This window comes from Candidatus Zixiibacteriota bacterium, from assembly GCA_014728145.1.
Lineage (GTDB): Bacteria > Zixibacteria > MSB-5A5 > JAABVY01 > JAABVY01 > WJMC01.
Window position 1 is genome coordinate 1 of the sequence record WJMC01000143.1, and the last position, 17,330, is coordinate 17,330.

At 50.5% G+C, this 17,330-nt stretch carries 12 protein-coding genes; 2 read left to right on the forward strand and 10 right to left on the reverse strand.

The window, feature by feature from the left end; all coding sequences use genetic code 11:
* Positions 1-1,297 precede the first annotated feature (1,297 nt).
* Complete coding sequence (gene pbpC / locus GF404_08425) at positions 1,298-3,622, forward strand: penicillin-binding protein 1C (GenBank protein MBD3382208.1); 2,325 nt, start codon at positions 1,298-1,300, stop codon at positions 3,620-3,622.
* A gap of 34 nt (positions 3,623-3,656) precedes the next feature.
* On the opposite strand, the gene GF404_08430 is transcribed toward pbpC, so the two are convergent.
* The 10 genes from GF404_08430 to GF404_08475 form a co-directional block, all read right to left on the reverse strand.
* On the reverse strand, positions 3,657-4,010 hold the full coding sequence (locus GF404_08430; protein MBD3382209.1) for a response regulator: 354 nt from the start codon (positions 4,008-4,010) through the stop codon (positions 3,657-3,659).
* Positions 4,011-4,093: 83 nt separating this feature from the next.
* Positions 4,094-5,716 carry a PAS domain-containing protein gene (locus GF404_08435; protein ID MBD3382210.1) on the reverse strand — a complete coding sequence of 541 codons (1,623 nt, stop codon included), beginning with the start codon at positions 5,714-5,716 and terminating at the stop codon, positions 4,094-4,096.
* Between the two features lie 6 nt (positions 5,717-5,722).
* Positions 5,723-6,088, reverse strand: a complete 366-nt coding sequence (locus tag GF404_08440; protein ID MBD3382211.1) for a response regulator — start codon at positions 6,086-6,088, stop codon at positions 5,723-5,725.
* Between the two features lie 13 nt (positions 6,089-6,101).
* A complete protein-coding gene (locus GF404_08445) occupies positions 6,102-6,926 on the reverse strand; it encodes a hypothetical protein (GenBank protein MBD3382212.1) in 825 nt (274 codons plus the stop codon).
* Between the two features lie 17 nt (positions 6,927-6,943).
* Positions 6,944-8,557, reverse strand: coding sequence for a (Fe-S)-binding protein (locus GF404_08450; protein MBD3382213.1), 1,614 nt, complete (start codon positions 8,555-8,557; stop codon positions 6,944-6,946).
* Complete coding sequence (locus tag GF404_08455) at positions 8,547-9,467, reverse strand: hypothetical protein (protein ID MBD3382214.1); 921 nt, start codon at positions 9,465-9,467, stop codon at positions 8,547-8,549. The genes GF404_08450 and GF404_08455 overlap by 11 nt, the downstream gene beginning before the upstream one ends.
* Before the next feature lie 15 nt (positions 9,468-9,482).
* The gene (locus GF404_08460; GenBank protein ID MBD3382215.1) at positions 9,483-10,004 is read right to left on the reverse strand and encodes an Rrf2 family transcriptional regulator; all 522 of its coding nucleotides are present in this window, start codon (positions 10,002-10,004) and stop codon (positions 9,483-9,485) included.
* A gap of 199 nt (positions 10,005-10,203) precedes the next feature.
* A complete protein-coding gene (locus tag GF404_08465) occupies positions 10,204-10,905 on the reverse strand; it encodes a fibro-slime domain-containing protein (protein MBD3382216.1) in 702 nt (233 codons plus the stop codon).
* Positions 10,906-11,166: 261 nt separating this feature from the next.
* Positions 11,167-14,352: an MMPL family transporter gene (locus GF404_08470; protein ID MBD3382217.1), complete on the reverse strand. Its 3,186-nt coding sequence runs from the start codon at positions 14,350-14,352 to the stop codon at positions 11,167-11,169.
* A 9-nt stretch (positions 14,353-14,361) separates the two neighbouring features.
* Positions 14,362-15,468, reverse strand: coding sequence for an efflux RND transporter periplasmic adaptor subunit (locus tag GF404_08475; GenBank protein MBD3382218.1), 1,107 nt, complete (start codon positions 15,466-15,468; stop codon positions 14,362-14,364).
* 444 nt (positions 15,469-15,912) lie between these two features.
* Between GF404_08475 and GF404_08480 the strand changes: the two genes are divergently transcribed.
* On the forward strand, positions 15,913-17,330 hold a 1,418-nt coding region (locus GF404_08480; GenBank protein MBD3382219.1), incomplete at its 3' end, for a PAS domain-containing protein.

The following is a 17,330-nucleotide window of genomic DNA, read 5'->3' on the forward strand; positions in this document are numbered from 1 at the left end:
CATGCCCGAACTGATCGGAAGCCGTGGACACGATTATTTCATCAATGAAGGGATACTAAAAATCAGCGGTATGATTCGTCCGGACGGCAGTTTCTCGTTCTGGCCGGGTGGCGATGAGGTCAACCTGTGGACGTCAGTCTACGCCACTCATTTTCTGGTGGAAGCAAGACAGAGGGGTTACCGAATCGATTCAAAAGTGTATGATCAGTCACTCGATCAGGTTGAAAATCTTGTCTATGGCTCCGATGCTTCCGAGCGGGTTCTGCCCGTTAAAGTCTATGCCTCCTATGTGCTGGCTTTATCAGAACGTCATGGAAACAAACTTCGCAACCGCCTGGATGATATCCCGATCGATGATCTGCCCGGATACAGTCGCTATATGCTGGCCACAGCATTCTATCTTGTGGGAGATGAGGACAAGGCATTGCGGCTGATACCAACCATGATTCAACCTCCTGTATTCGAACGCCAGAGCGGAAACAACCTCAGCTCTCCGCTTCGCAGCACCGCCATCATGCTGGAAACTATGAACCGAATAAATCCTGATCATCCCGCCTGCGCCGCGCTGGCTCAAAAACTGATCGAAGCCTCCCTCGAAAACCGTTATTACACCACGCAAGAGACCGCCTTTGCCCTGCTGGCCCTGGGTAAATACCTGGCCGGGCAGGATGTTCCGGATTTTACCGGCACACTTGAAATCGAAGGCGATACGACCTACACATTCAACAGCAAACGTTTCAAGCTCAGTCGAAATAATTTATATGACAAAACCATCAAAATTGATATCGAGGGACACGGCCCCTGTTTTTATTACTGGCAAGCCTCCGGTATTCCAGAGGACAGGCCCGCCAATGAGTACTCACACGGGATCGAAATCACCAGGCGGTATTTCAATCAGAGCGGGAGTCAACTCGATCTCGATTCAGTACCTCTGGGCGACCGGGTTGTGTGCAAACTCTCTGCCCGGGCTGTCGCCGGTCCGCTTGAAAATGTGGTTATCAACGATATGCTTCCGGCCGGGCTGGAAATCGAAAACCCCCGCATAAAATCGGGGCCACGATTCAGCTGGATTCCAAGACAACAGGACAAATACGATTATCTCGATATCCGTGACGACAGGCTGTTGATTTTCACTGATCTGAGTAAAAATCACACCTTTGAATACTATTATACGCTTCGGGCAGTATCAAAAGGCGAGTTCATCGTACCTCCGGTGATGAGCGAATGTATGTACGATCCCTTGAAGGCGGCATCGTCATCAGCCGGAATGATTAACATTAAATAACACTTTCACGCTATGAATATGTCTGACGAAAACAGAAAACGATTAAAGAAAGCGACACTGGCAATAACCGCAATTCTGTGTCTACTGGTTTTAGCCGACCGGGTGTTGTTTCCCTTGCCCGAAGAAATACTCGCTCGCGCGCCGGCTCATCTCGTCTACAGCCGAGAGGGCGACCTGATGGGAGCGTATTCCTCATCTGATCGTTTCTGGCGAATACCGGTCGTGTATGAGCAGATCTCGCCTCGCCTGATCGAGACCGTCCTGTTTATGGAGGATCGCTGGTTTTACTATCATCCGGGAATCAACCCGATTTCGCTTGTTTCAGCCCTGTGGGACAATCTTAAAGCCGGGGAGGTTGTGCGCGGCGGGTCGACTATCACGATGCAGATTGCCCGGATGATGGATCCCAAACCGCGCACATTAAAAAATAAACTGATCGAAATCGCTCGCGCCTTTCAACTGGAGACGAGATATTCCAAACACGAATTGCTGGAAATCTATTTCAATCTGGCCCCCTACGGTGGAAACATCGAAGGAATCGGTGCCGCCTGCCATTTCTATTTCGGCAAATCACCCGCTGAACTGACATACCCGGAGGCGGCGGTTCTGACCGCGATACCGGCATCGCCCAATGATTTTCGGCCCGATTTAGAGCCCCAAAAGTGTCGCGCACGCAGGAACTTTATATTGAAGCTTCTGGCAGATAACAAAACGATCTCTCATTCTCGCCTGGGTCAGTTTATTGCCGAAGAACTTCCGCTCACCCGGCAACCGCGACCGCAGACAGCTCGGCATTTGTGCCAGACTGTTATCAGCGAATGCCCGAACAGATCCAAAATCACTACTACTCTCGATACTGATATTCAGGCAACCTGTGAACGGCTTGCGGAAAATTATCACAATCTCCTGGTCGAACGTGACATTCATAATCTCTCTATCGTTGTCCTTGACAACCATACAGGAGATTTGCTTGCGATGGTCGGTTCGCCCGATTTCAATGACAGGTCTCATCATGGCCAGGTCAACGGCGCCCTGGCAAAACGGTCACCCGGTTCCGCCCTCAAACCATTTGCCTACGCGCTCGGATTTGAAGAAGGCTTGATTACACCGGCTGATCTACTCGATGATATCCCGGTCAGTTATGCGGGGTATGCTCCTGAGAATTACGATGAAAAATATCATGGGGTGGTCGATGTACGTACCGCCCTTATCCAGTCACTGAATGTCCCGGCAGTCAACCTTGTTGCCCGGATGGGATTGCGTAAATACCATGATTTTTTGACAACGGGAAATCTGCTGGAGGATGAACGCGGATATCTAAGCTACGGTCTTCCGCTGGTACTAGGAGCCTGCGAGGTTTCACTTTATGAACTGTCGAACCTGTATTCCACGCTGGCACGCGGAGGTATCTATCGTCCGGTCCGGATGATTTTAAACCATGCTGAATCTGATGACACTGCGTTGCTATCGAAACAATCGACATATCTCGTAAGCGAAATACTGCGCGAGCTCAATCGCCCGAATCTGAATACAAGCTGGGAGTTTACGCGAGACCGACCGGCAATAGCCTGGAAAACCGGCACTTCCTATGGTCGCCGTGATGCCTGGGCTATCGGCTACAATCCGAAATATACAGTCGGTGTATGGGCCGGGAATTTTTCCGGTGAGGGATCGCCCTGGCTGGTCGGCGCAGAGACCGCCGCTCCTCTTATGTTCGCGATCTTTGATCAGATAACCCTCGGTGAAGAACCACAGTGGTTCAAACGACCGGAAGGTATCGGAGTGCGCCAGGTATGCGCCCTGAGCGGAATGCCACCGGGGCCTCACTGCCAAAAGACCAAAACCGCGCTGTATATCGAGAAGGTCAGCGACAACATGACCTGCCCGCTTCACGGACAGATCCTGGTCGACCGGGAATCCGGGCATCGCCTGAGCCGTGATTGCACCTATGGTCATGACTACGACAGCCTGGTGGTCGAACTATGGCCGGCGCGTCTGGCGAACTGGTTCACGCGTCATAACCTCCTGAAGCCACTGCCGGAATTCGCGCCTGAATGCCTGGGGACACGGCAGTCCGACCGTCCTGTGATTTTATCACCTGAACCTGAAACAGTGTTCGAGCTGGTCGACCATATCCCGGCCGAATACCAGCAGATCCCGCTCAAGGCCTCGGTTTCACTCGACAGCCGGGAAATCCATTGGTTTATAGATGAAAAGTTGTACGCCAGTGTGAAAAACGGCGAGAAAATATTCTACCGCCCCAAAACCGGCCGCCACAGCCTGGTATGTGTCGACGACCTGGGACGTTCCAGCCGGATTGAATTTGAAGTCAAGTGAACCGTCCGGAAAACAGCCCGCCAAAATCAGTCTATCAACCGATCGCTTCTTTGACTTTGTCAACCAGTTCCTGCTTGTCGATCGGTTTGTCAAAAACAGCATACGGTTTCGGGATCGCCAGATGTTTTCCGGGCAGGCCGGAAACAACGATCACCGGTATTTCCTTGAATTCCTTGTTATGACGCACACTGCGATAGAAATCAGTGCCGGTATTTTTGGGCATCTGCAGATCGAGCGTGATCAGATCCGGTTTCTCGGCCTTTAACTTTTCGAGCGCTTCGGAACCATCCATCGCCGTCACGGTTTCATAGCCCTCTGCGTTGAGCAGGGTTTGCAGAAATATAATCACATCCTGTTCGTCATCGACAATCAGAATCTTCTTAGCCATCGACCTCTCCTTTTTACCAATTTGATGGTAAATTAATAGAATGGGCGCCCTGATTCAACAATAATTAGAAATAAATTGTGCGGTTAAATATGTGTGGGAAATTCAGCTTTAAAAATCGTACCCTGGCCTTCTTCCGAACGAAATGTGATCCTGCCCCCATGCTCCTCGACAACTTTTTGTGCCACCAGGAGACCGAGGCCGGTGCCCTCTCTTCCCTTGGTGGAGAAAAAGTCCTCGAACACGGTTTCACCCACTTGACCGGGGATTCCGGGACCGTTATCCTCGACTTCGAAAATATGTTTTGCTGATGAATCGTATCTGCCACGAACAGCGATAAACCGCTTTTTCTCAGATCCGGAATCATCGCCAAGAAACGCCTCAAAAGCATTGATGATCAAATTTGTTATGAGGTTATGGAGTGCGTCCTTGTCGAATCTACCCTCGGGCATTGACTCGGGAAGTTCGAGATGGAGTTCTATCCCCTCCTTCTGTGCGCGACCGGAAAACAGCTCATAACAGCTTCTGATCACCGGTGTCGGATCGATCTTTTTGTATTCCATTTCACGTTCCTTGGAGCAGTACAAAAGATCCTTAACGATCCGCGAAACGTTTTCGACATTGCGCTGGATCATGCCCCAGCCCTGCTGGACGAGTTTGTCTTCACCATCTTCCATGCCGGTATTGACCACAAAGATTCCCCCCTCGAGGCCCATCAGGATGTTTTTAATACGGTGCGCCATAAACGCGATCGTCTTGCCCATGTAAGTCAACTCGCGTTGCAGGCGTTTGACCTCGGTGATATCGGTCGACATCTCCATCACAGCCGCCATCTTGCCGTCCTCGTTGTAGATCGGGGCGGAGTAACATATCAGTTGCGCGCTGGAGCCGTCTTTTTTCATTACAGTGGTTTCACCGGAATGAATCTCGCCATCTTCGAAGGTCTTTTTCAGACGGCAATCGGTGCAGATCGTGTCGCGGTTTTTGAAGACCTCGTAGCAACAGTCGCCCACACGGTCGCCAAATTCGCGCCGGAACTGTCGGTTAGCACGGATGATCCGCAGGTCACGGTCCTGGATCGAAATATAACAGGGCACATTCTCGAACAGGTCGCGAAACTCTTTGCGGCTAGCTTCGATCTCACTCTGGAGCTTTTTGACCTCGGTGATATTGGTCGACATCTCCATCACACCGGCGATATCACCCTGATCATCCTTGATCGGTGTTGTGTAGACAATCATGTGAGCCTTGTTGCCATTCTGAGTGACTACAGTCTCTTCCGTGGTATGGGTTCGACCATCCTCGAAGGTTTTGATGACCGGGCAATTGGGACAGATTTCATCTGTCCCTTTGTAGACCTTGTAGCATTTCTCACCGATACGGTCACCGAAGTCACGTCGAAACAGTTTATTGGAGCGGACTATGCGCAGGTCTCTATCCTGGATCGAGAGATAGCACGGTACCTGCTGGAAAAAGCGGTCGATACCGGGATGTTCCAGGGCCACATCGGAGCGACGTACACGATAGGCGGCGAAACCCAGCGCAAATAGTAATAATGCGGTAATTACAGCAAATAAAAGCGTTCCCAGTTGAAGAGCTGAAAGCACCAGCAAGCCGGTAATCACGACAACCGCTGTAAACACACGAAACAGCGATGATATCGTCCAGACATAGATGCCGGTCATAGGTTTGCTCTCAAGTAACGCCAAGCCTGATCACTCCCCCAAAAGTTTTTTCACCCGACCGAGGAAATCATCGGGCATGATCGGTTTCTCGATGAAGTCAGTCGGACCGCCCAGCCTGCTCATGTCGAAAAACTCGTCGTTCCCGCTGACCCCGGAGACAACAATAACCGGAACATCCTTATTGTTCTCACGAAGATTCTGAAAGAACTTCAAGCCACTGCGCTGTGGCATGAGGATATCCAGCGTTATCAAGTCGGGATCCACCTCTTTGAACTTTGTCAACGCGACTTCCCCGTTTTCAGCGGTCTCGGTTGAATAACCAGCCTTGCGCAATACCGTCTGCAGGTAGATGCGCATATCCTCCTCATCATCGATTATCAAGATCTTTCTATTCATACCCTGCCTCCTGCTACTGTTTATGCTCTTCTGAACCGGAAGACTTCACAAACTGGCGCGCCTCGGGGTGGTCGATCAGCTTGAGCACCCCCATAATTCTGGAATGCAGTTTTGAGTCTTCCATAAGACTGATCAGGTGCGCGATCAGGTCACCGTCATCGAGTTGCTTCAACTGCGCTTCAGCCGCAGACCTGACTTCCGCATTGGCGTGGCCGAGTGCCTGCGTGATCGCTTCTAATGCCAGTTCCGCGGCTTCATCGGAGCGATTCATTATAATACCCAGCGAACGGATCGCGTTGGGACTTCCGCGAAATTTACCCAGCGCGCGCGCCAGCCGTACAGCCCCGTATTTCTCTACCAGGGCCTCGATCTCATCAGGACTTCTACCGGCTCCGGAGTCGACCGAACCGGTGTCAAATTCTCCGATAAACGACTCATCGGCATAGTTCTCGATTGCCATCCTGCGCGCGGCCATATTGTATTCTTTGTCATGAGCTATCTTTTCGAGAATTCTCTTGTCGGTAATATGTGCGAAGCAGGCTTTCATCAAGCGGTAGTTCTTCTTCTCCCTGATCAGATCCGCCAGCCTCTGTTGCGAATCGATTTTCTCAACCGCCGCGATACGGGCATCGATCTCGTTTCCCTCGCGAGCAACCTGGTAAAGGCTGTCCTGGTCATTCAGTTTTTCAACCGAAGCCAGGCGCACCTTTTCAGCACTATCGTTTTTTGCAATCTCAGCCAAAAGTGACTGATCATCGCATTCCTTCACAGCCTTCAAACGTACATCGGGATCATCGGACTGAAAGTCAGGTTTTGAAAACAGACCCATTACGGACATAGGGTACACCTCCCGTATTAATGAAAATCATCCCATTCAATAAACCCCTCGCGAACATCGACCATGGCATTGATGATCAATTCCACCAGTCCACCATAAAGGAACCGGCATCTCTCGTAAGCATCGTAATAGTTCAGCAGATCGCGAATCTGGCCCTTGCAGTTGGAACAGGGCGCACAGATATACTTGTTAACCGAGGGATCGAGTTCATCTTTGGTAAACGCATTGAGTATCTGTGCGAATTTCTTGCGTCCGCTGATCATGTATTTCCAGGCTGGGAAATTATTCGATTGCATGATCGCGAATCCGCTTCCGCCACCGCAACAATAGTTGTGGACACCGTGGGGCGTCATCTCGCGGAACTGCGGGCAGATCTTCTTGAGGATCTCTCGCTGTGGCTTGATGATCCCCATCGAACGAGCCATATTGCAGGGGTCATGTAGCGTGACCGGGAAATCGTTACGTTCCGGATCAAACATGACCTTCTCGTTCACGATCAGGTCCTCCATGGTAACCATGCCGGATTCACGCGGGATATTGCTCTCGCCCATCCAGATCCGATCGCCAATCGCCATAATAGCCTTGTGTGCGTGACCGCATTCGCCCACCACGACTTTCTTGACACCCAGCTTTTTAGCAACTTCAGCGTGTTTGATGGTAACCCTGGCATACTGGGCATCATCATAGAAAAGACCGTAATTGACTGAATCGTAGCCGACCATTTCCGATGACAGGGTCCAGTTCAGGCCGGCAATTTCGAACAGGATCGCGAAAGCCTCCAGGTTTTCCGGCCATGACAAAAACTCGCCGGCGTTGTGGATCAAAAGGATATCAGCACCCGGTTTATCGAACGGGATCTTGATATCGAGCCCGGTACGATCCTTCAAATCTTCCTCGGCGAACTCCATCAGATCCATCAGGGCAGGCGGAGTGATACCGGTCGAGGAACCGGTCGAGAGCTGTTTAAGCGTACCGTCACCGTGAAGCTCCTGCGGTGAAATACCCAGTTCCATGCTGAACAGCTTGCGAATTTCTCGGGTGATCAGACCGTTGTCGACACCCATCGGACAGGTCTGCGCGCATCGCCTGCAGAGAGTGCAACGATACGAAAGCTGGGCTAAGCGCGCCACAGTCTCCCAGTTCAGGTCGATATCAGCACCGGTAAATTTGGCTGTAAGTTTGCCTCCCGGTTTGAGGTATTTCCTGATGATCCGCCTGAGGGTATCCGACCTGAAAAGCGGACGGTAAACTTCGGCACGACCGCTCGATTCGAAAATCGGGCAGGCCTCAGAACAGGTGTTACACTTGACACAATTGTCGAGCGAAAGCATAAACGGTTTGAGAAACGTCCAGTTTTCTTCTTTGGTCAAAAGCCTTTTGAGACCTGTTAAAAAACCGGCTACATACTTTTCTTTTTCTTCATCAGTTTTAGGTTTTTTCACCTGCAGGTTCAAAAATCCATCCAGAGAAGAGTCGTATTTCTCGCGCTTACTTTCCTGTATTTCTTCAACAGGAGGATCTTCCCAGTCATGATATGGATAGGGCAATTCGGGAAGATTATCCAAATCGACCTCATAGAGCTGATCTTTTTTGTCGCTGATGTTTTTTATCCTGATGTCGTTATTTTTCATCTTCCACCTCCGTGACGACCTCGCCCCAGGTCTTACCTGTCTGTATATGGCTTCCACGCCATCCAACTTTCTGATTAAGAAGCTCGCCGATTCGTTTTTCTATCAGGCTGCCGCGCTGATTGGGCTGATCATTCCAGCGCACGGCATGGTACAGGAAGTATTTAGCCACAAAATGTGACATGCGTGTCAGTGGAATGTATGCCACCAGTAGGGACAAGAGCACGATCTCTGTTGTAAACAAGGCTGAAGGTAGATAAGCTTCGCTAACAGACATAGTTGCCTGGACAAATCCGCGCAGATGGTCGAATGACTGATCGGCTGTAATATGTGACGCGAAAGCTATACCTGTCACAATCATAATCAGAACCAAATTAAAGTACTCGATCGGGGCGTTAAACCGGCGCTGATCTTTATCACTCATACGCCATATAAATAGTCCCAGCGCACCCAGAAATGACAAAACCAGGGCCCCATAGCCAAACGGAATGGTCACGTAATGAATGATCTGCCCGAACACCTGAGCCTCGGTATTGACTGCTACCCCCAAAGCCGACAGCAGCGCGCCCAAAAAGACTAATCCGAGCCAGCCGATCGACAGGTACATCCCCAGATGAAACGGCCACGAAGATATCCAGACTTTCGAGTTGTGATGCCTGACTCCCTTGAGAAGCAGGATCTCGGCCGCCATCTCCTTCAATTCATTGAGTTTGTCCTCATGGCGCGGTTTGCTCCACCAGTCAAGCTCTTCAAGATAACTGCCCCCGTATTCAGCCCTGCCCTTTTCATGAGGCACCGGATAAAGCTCCCAGCGCATATGTTCCGGCGCGTTGGCATAGCGCAGAGCCTTGATGATCATCGCCAAAACAGCTGTCACCACGGCTACTACCATGATTACCTGCACAGCCAGCATAGTTGTCTACTCCTCTCATTTCCCGGCCGCCTTGGGGCAGCCATGTATTTCACCATCTTCTTTTTCGTTGAGTAAGCGGTCAGGGTCGAGATAAGGCAGATCGGCATGCTTTTCACGGATCCGGTTAATCCGGTCCCGGTCGATCAAGTCAGCCAAGGTGTAACTTTCTAGCACCTCGAGCATCGTACCGCTCAGAATCGACCAGATCATCCGCGCTTCGCAAAAGGCACTGTTGAGACACACATCCGGACTGACCACACAGTCGGTTACCGAAACCGGACCATCCAGAGCAACCACTATCTCGCTCAACCTGATTTCTTCCGGTGGCCGTGTGAGATGAAAACCGCCATTTCGCCCGGAAACACCGACCACAAGCCCGGCGCTCTTGAGCGGAATTGCCAACTGCGTCAGGTAGTTGATCGATAATCCGGTGACTTTGGCGATTTTACCAAGACGGACGAGTTTCTGCCTTTTCAGCGCACGGGCCAGCTCGATCATGAGCCTCAGCCCGTAACGACATCGCGTAGAAAACTTCATAGCTCTGCTAATTGACCCAGTAAGCTTGCCATAACATCACGACAAACCTTACAAATATGATAAAATTTATAAGGAATTCGTCAAGCATTATTTATTATTTTTATAAAGTATTGTTTTCAGGGAGTTTTAGAGAAGGATTGCAGAGCATTAAAAAAGGGCAGTTCAATGACTGCCCTTAAAAGTAAGCTTTTATACTCGTTTAGCTTCTGCGCCTGCGGATCAGGCCGAATCCAGCCAGACCGAGACCGACCAGAACCATAGTAGTCGGTTCCGGAACCGGGTTGAGGTCGCTGAAGAAGTTGAGCTGGAAGCCGGACTGCACAGTATGACGTTCGGCGAAGAAGATATCGATATTATGATAACCCTGGGTCAGGTTGACAGTATAGCTGTCATAGCTGAGACCATGAACGCCACCCAGATCGAGGGTCAACTGGTTATCGATAAACAGCCAGGAATCATCATCGGAACCCATGCTGTAAGTGTATTCCTTATCCTCGGCCACGTAGAAAGTGCCGGTCCAGTGAACGGCGAAATGGAACGGATCGCCGGGAAGACCGGTATTGGCGATCTGCGGGAACCAGGAGCTGGCGAAGTTGCTCTGCAGATCGGCATCAGAATCAACTCTCTGGCCGACCATGTAAGCATCATCCCACCAGTCAAACTGATTGACCTGGGTCTGACCGTAAGCGGTCAAAGTCGGAGTAGCACCGGTCAGCATATTCTCAACCATACCTGTATTCAGGCCGGTAATATTGCTCTGCATATCCGGATGGCTGTCGGCGAGATTGTAATAGGTACCGACCAGGCCGGCCTGGGCGTTGACCATCAGTCCGAGACTGAAAACCAAAGTCAGGGCAAGTACTAATTTTTTCATGATTATTCCTCCAAATAGTTTTCGCATTTTGATTATTAATCATGCAATTGTTATGCCACCTTTGAAATATTCTTGTATGCTATTACATTATAAAGGATTACATCCTACATTGGATTTTTTCCGACGCTCCTTATAATGTTATATTGTTAGAAAAAGCGACGCGAATGGGTATCAGATGGGGATATACAGAAATAACTCGTTGAAGAGAAACAATTTACAGCATAATTTCAGGCTTTAAGACTCTGTCGGATATCTTAACAATACGTTAACTTGTTATAATATTGTTTGTTAAGATTCGGCCTGGGAGTGCTGACTCTGGCCGTCGAGGCTTGGAGCGACCGATACCGGCACTGGTTTAGCTCCGACCAGGGCCCTGACCCTGGTAACGAGCTCGATGGCATAAGTGAACACTAATGGGGTAAGAACCAGCGTTATAATAGTAGATACTGCCAATCCGCCGACGACCACCGAACCCAGACCGCGATACAACTCGGAACCAGCTCCCGGCATCACTATCAGGGGCAACATACCGAGAGTTGAAGTCCCTGTCGACATAAAGATTGGACGCACACGCACACGCACCGACTCCTTGACTGCCGTGCGCGGATCAACCCCCTCACGCATCAGGTTAAGAGCCTGGTAGACAATCAGAATCGAGTTGTTGATCACAGTACCCACCAGTATCACGAAGCCCAGCATGGTGAGAACATCCAGTTGCTGGGTTGGATCGAATATCCTGACAACGTTAAGTCCCAGCACTCCACCAAAAGTTGCCAGGGGTACTGTCAGCATGACAACAGGCGGGTAAACAAATGATTGAAATAATGCCGCTAAAAGCAAAAACGTCAACACGATAGCGATGTGAAAGTCGGTCGTGAGTTCCTTCCGCAGGCGAGTAAGATCATCAGCTGTGCCGGAAAGATTGATGTCGTAGAGCCCCCCGATTCGCCCCTGCTCTTCGAGAGGTTGAACTATTTCACGCTCGATTTTGTTCATCGCTTCTTCCAGGGCGATATTGTCCGGAAGAACCGTCTCGATCGAGACAACTCTTTGCCGTTCAACATGATTGATCTGCACCGGCCCCTGTGTCAGGTAGACCTCGGCGACATCACCGACAGTGATTATCCGCCCCGAAGGTGTTGCGATCGGCAACATGGCGATATCCTGGGTATGATCGGTCCAGCCCTGACGTCCCTTGATCACCAGATCGATTTCCTTGCCCTGATGATAGTATTCACTGACCACTGCGCCATCGACCAGCACATTTACAGCCTGACCTATATCTCCGGCTGAGAGGTTGACATCGGCAGACCGAACCCGATCGGGATTCACCCGCACTTCAGGACTGCCCAGGTCAAGACCCGGGATCGGCCTCGAGTTAGCGCCGTTCAATACCTGGCCGACCTGGCCGAAAACCTGTCCCGCCAGACCCAGTACCTGGGGCAGATCCGGTCCGGTAACATCTATCCGAACAGAGCGGGTACCCGCGAAACTGCGACCGAAAAGAGAGGTCTGGCTGGCGAAACCAATAGCACCCGGAATCGAGGAGAGTGCCCGGTTGGCAATCGGAACCAGCTCTTTAGCCCGGGCCCCGTCACGGGCCCGCATACCCATAAAGGCCTGGTTTGTAAGCGCTACGAAAAAGAAATTATCTATTCCACCGCCTGCCATGGTATCCGCTGATTCAGCATCGGCCTCCCATAGAGGCTGGATATGCGACTCCACGGTTTTGCCGACCGAAATCATTTCATCGAGATTATATCCCGGCGGAGGCAACATGAATCCGAAGATCAGGTTGCGGTTGCCATTGGGGAGATACTCCGCACCCGGCAGGAGAAACCATGTCAATCCCATGGCCACGATCACTATTCCGGCAATAGTGGCGATCCGGCGCGTTCCTTTGGCATTGATGTAATCGACAAACGACGCTATCCGGTTGGCCAGCCTGCCGAGAAATGTGGTCCGGCTGTCACGCTCCCGCATTCGCCCGGAGACACGCAAGATACGTGATGAAAGTGTCGGGATAACCGTAATCGAGACCAGAAGCGAGATTACGATAGCGCTGGAGATTGCGATGGCAATATCTTTGAACAATTGCCCGGCCTGCTCCTCTACAAACATAATCGGCAAAAACACCGCCACAGTCGTTACAGTCGAGGCCAGAAGCGCGCCCCAGACTTCGCGCGCGGCATCGGAGGCCGCCTTCAGGCGGGGCTTGCCCATCTGCATATGGCGGTAAATATTTTCTAAAACGACAATCGAACTGTCGACCACCATGCCGACCGCGAAAGCCATCCCGGCCAGCGAGATAACGTTAATAGTGCGGCCAAACAGGGACATAGCCAGAAAAGTCGTTATGATCGAAATCGGGATAGACAATGCCACAACTGCGATCGCCGAGGCTGAACGCAGGAAGATAAACAGCGCCAGAATTGCCAAAAAACCACCCAGGTAAATATTAGACATTACCAGGTCGATAGCTGAGTTTATGTAGACGGTTTCGCGGTAGACATTTTCGATACGCATCCCGCGCGGTTCCATGATCTCACGATTGAGGATTTCGACCTGGGCCAGAAGACCATCGACCACCTCGAGGACATTGGCACCGACCTGACGCTGGGCATTGAAGGCGATCGAGGGTTTACCAAAATGGCGCACCATCGCACTCGGTTTGCGATAATCGAGGCTGACCCGGGCAACATCGCCGACCCGGATCGGAATACCGTTACGTACAGTCACTACAGTCTGGCTGACGTCCTCGACCGAATCGAACCGGCTGACAGTCCGAACCACGTAACGCCTTTTACCCTCGCCGAAATCACCGGCAGAGATATCGCGGTTTTCGCTGCGCAGGGCGGCCGTCAACTGGCTGACTGTGATTCCCGACGATGCCAGCAAATCCGGATCGACTATGACGTGCAGTTCCTGTTCCAATCCGCCAAAGATATTGATCGAGGAGACACCTTCGACACGCTCCAGTCTCGGCTTGACGAAATCTTCTATTAACGTCTGCTGATGAGGCACATAGACGCCGGCGCTGTCGGATTTGATCACGAACCATGCGATCGCCCCCTCTGTTCCTCCGGAAGTCGTAACCACAGGGCGATCGGCATTTTGCGGATAAGAAGGAACCTCGTTGAGCTTATTGGTAACCCGTACTACCGCCCCGGTTATATCGGTACCGGCCGGAAATTCCAGGGTTACTGTGCCCCGGCTGTCCTGCGACTCGGACCTCATCTCGACCACACCCTCGACAGACTTGAGATACTCCTCCTGTTTTTCGACGATCTCTTTTTCGATCTCTTCGGGAGAAGCCCCCAGCCAGGTGGTGTTGACATAGATCATCGGCCGTTCAACTTCAGGAGTCAACTGCACCGGGACTTCATTGATGGCGATCAATCCACCCAGGCCGACGATCAGCACACCGACAATAACGGTTACCGGAAATTTTATTGAAGAATCAATTAACTTCATATCGTAATCCTAATTGGATTTAATCGGGTTACTGGAATCGTCGCTTAAACTGCGCATATCACCGGAGGTTCGCACCGGACTGCCCGGAAATATTCGTTCGTTGCCTTTCACCACGACCTGCATGCCGGCAGACAATCCGGATCCGGATACCGCCACCATCTTACCCTGACTGGAATTCAGGCTGACATAGATCGGTACCGCCTCTCCATCCTGCACGGTATATACAAGAGTCTTGCCACCCTGCCTGATGATCGCGTCCTTGGAAACAGCCAGGCTCTCGAATTTATTGTCCAGTGAAAGAATTGTCGACACCAGCATCCCGCCCCCCAGCTTGCGCTCGGAATTGGGGACAGTCACTATCACTGGAAAAGTATGAGTTTCCTGGGAAGCGTTGGGAGAGATACCGGTGACTACTCCTGACAATTCCTGATTGCCGTTCTGAGCGGTTTTGATAACAGCCGGGCTTCCTGTCTTTAGTCGCCCGAAATACCGTTCAGGCAGATCGACAGTGACCTTAACTTCTGACAGATCAGCCATTTCATACACCGGTGTACCCCGACTGACCCATTCGCCAACATCGACAAGTTTTCTGCCGACATAGCCGTCAAAAGGCGCCCTGATAACACAGTTTCTGAGATCACGTTCGAGCTTATTGGTCTCCGCTTCGAGCTGATTAAAACGTTCACGGTTGATCTTGGCCCAGGTTTGCGCACTGTCATAAGCATTCTCTGAAACCAGGTTCTTGCTGTACAGCTCCTCCACACGTTTCAGGTCACTTTCGGCCAGATGAGCCTGGTGACGAGCCTGTTCCGCCTCTGCCCTTTTTGCCTTCAAGGTCAATTCAACCAGTTCTGAGTCGATGAGTACCAGGGGACTTCCTTTTTTAACGCGAGTACCCTCGGATACGGAGATTTCTTCAACCTGACCATCGATTTCAGAGACTATCCTGCTCTCAATGGCGGCCTCCGTACGGCCGACCAAACGCAACTGGTCATTGAATTTTTGACTGCTGACTTCCTCGGTTTCAACCAGGGCGGGTGGCCGATCCTGTGCCCGGACTGTCACTGAGACAAGCATTAATACTGACAATGCTATCGCGATTCTAATTGTATTCATAAGCTTTCCTCAATACTTCAACATCTGATTTCCGCTTTAGAACACGAGCTCATATAAAAAAGTTCGAGGACACAGCCAATTAATACTATTTTCGTATGAATTCTGCCTGATAATTGTTGACTATAGGCGGGCGGAAGTTATTTTACTCCAAACCGCATTGAAACTGTGCTCTTTAAGGTTGAGCCGTCAGTTATGTTTCTGGCCTTGAAGCGTAAATATAGTATAAAAAATGTCGATAGAATAATAAGTGCCTGTGATGTTATTGGAAGTGAGTCAACGCCTTACATCTCTTGAGTCGAACATCTAAAATGGCATTCGGGCTGATTCAGCAAGTAACAACATTGCGTCCAATATAGAAGAATCGTCCATCGCGAGATGCAACCTGCATAGCGAATCCACGCAAGCAGGAATTCATATTTCCGGCGGACAAAAATCACAGTTACCATGTCAATACAGGGGCATAGTCAAAAAGGCCGAGAGAATCGGATTACTGATTTACTATTGGTAAAAGCTGACATGAAGGATCGTATCCCGCAGATCAATATCATCGAACTATTCGAGCGAAGTTCACTGGCGTTTTGCCTGATAAAAGAGATTGACGAGGAAAGTCCTCATAAATACGTAATAGCTCATGCCAATTCCCGGATAGCTGAATATTTCAAACTTGAGCGAATAGCATCAATCGGGACTCCTCTCGACCATGCTCTCAAACCGGAGTGCTGTAATAAAATTGTCGAACTGATCTCACGGGCACGCAAAAGCCTCAAGACAGTCAGCGAGGATATCAGGCTTCATGTAGAGGATAACCGCTTTAAATGGCTGAGCATCGAAATTATTCACATTTCTGATTATTTCTGCCTTATATGCAGAGATATAAGCCGCCATAAGCATGAGAGCGATCAGCTCCAGCAGGCACAAGAAGATCTCTCGACCCAGGTCGAATCGAGCCGGCAGAAACTGGATCAGACTCAAAAGTCATTGGATGAGAAGACCCGCGAAAGCAGGGAATACGATAGAAGCCTGCAGGAGTCCCGGCACGACCTGGAGACTTTTTTGAACTGCCTTCAGGAATCAGCCTACCTTATCGACCTCGAAGGCCGGATACTGATGGCAAACCAGACTTTTGCGAGACGCATGGGACTGAAACTTGATGACCTCTTGTATCAGAACATCTATGAAATCCTGGACGAGCCTGTTTCTCGCAAGCGTAAACATTACGCCGACCGCGCGGTCATGACCAAAAAGCCACAGAGCTTTGAGGATGTTCGCGATGAGCTCACGATATACAACCGCATCTATCCAGCTTTTGATGCTGATGGTCAGGTAGTCCGGCTGGCTGTTCTCGGATTCGATATTACACAAAATAAAAAAGCCGAAAAGCAGTTAATCAAGATGACCGAGGAACTGGCGCGCTCGAACCGCGACCTGGAGCAGTTTGCCTATATAGCCTCGCATGATCTGCAGGAACCGCTCCGCATGGTTTCCAGCTTCACACAGCTTCTGGCTCGTCGGTACGCTGGTCGGCTGGATAAGGATGCCGATGAATTTATCGCTTTCGCTGTCGATGGCGCACGCCGGATGAGTGATCTGATTCAGGCCCTTTTACGTTATTCACGAGTTCACACAAACGAGAGAGCTTTCGAAGAAGTTGATTTGAATCGTGTCTTGAACATAGTTACCAGAAATCTCAAGTATTCGATCGAGGAAAGTGGAGCGAAAATCAAGTCTGCAGATCTTCCGATAGTTACTGCTGACGAAACCCAGATGATCCAGCTGATGCAGAATCTTCTGTCCAACGCGATCAAGTTCCGATCCGACAATCCACTTGAGATTTCGATTGGATGTGAATCATCTGAAGAGGA

Excerpts from the sequence above, each read along its gene's own strand:
- pbpC (MBD3382208.1), top strand. The coding sequence starts at position 1,298 with ATGAATATGTCTGACGAAAACAGAAAACGATTAAAGAAAGCGACACTG.
- GF404_08430 (MBD3382209.1), bottom strand. The coding sequence starts at position 4,010 with ATGGCTAAGAAGATTCTGATTGTCGATGACGAACAGGATGTGATTATA.
- GF404_08440 (MBD3382211.1), bottom strand. The coding sequence starts at position 6,088 with ATGAATAGAAAGATCTTGATAATCGATGATGAGGAGGATATGCGCATC.
- GF404_08445 (MBD3382212.1), bottom strand. The coding sequence starts at position 6,926 with ATGTCCGTAATGGGTCTGTTTTCAAAACCTGACTTTCAGTCCGATGAT.
- GF404_08450 (MBD3382213.1), bottom strand. The coding sequence starts at position 8,557 with ATGAAAAATAACGACATCAGGATAAAAAACATCAGCGACAAAAAAGAT.
- GF404_08455 (MBD3382214.1), bottom strand. The coding sequence starts at position 9,467 with ATGCTGGCTGTGCAGGTAATCATGGTAGTAGCCGTGGTGACAGCTGTT.
- GF404_08460 (MBD3382215.1), bottom strand. The coding sequence starts at position 10,004 with ATGAAGTTTTCTACGCGATGTCGTTACGGGCTGAGGCTCATGATCGAG.
- GF404_08465 (MBD3382216.1), bottom strand. The coding sequence starts at position 10,905 with ATGCGAAAACTATTTGGAGGAATAATCATGAAAAAATTAGTACTTGCC.
- GF404_08470 (MBD3382217.1), bottom strand. The coding sequence starts at position 14,352 with ATGAAGTTAATTGATTCTTCAATAAAATTTCCGGTAACCGTTATTGTC.
- GF404_08475 (MBD3382218.1), bottom strand. The coding sequence starts at position 15,468 with ATGAATACAATTAGAATCGCGATAGCATTGTCAGTATTAATGCTTGTC.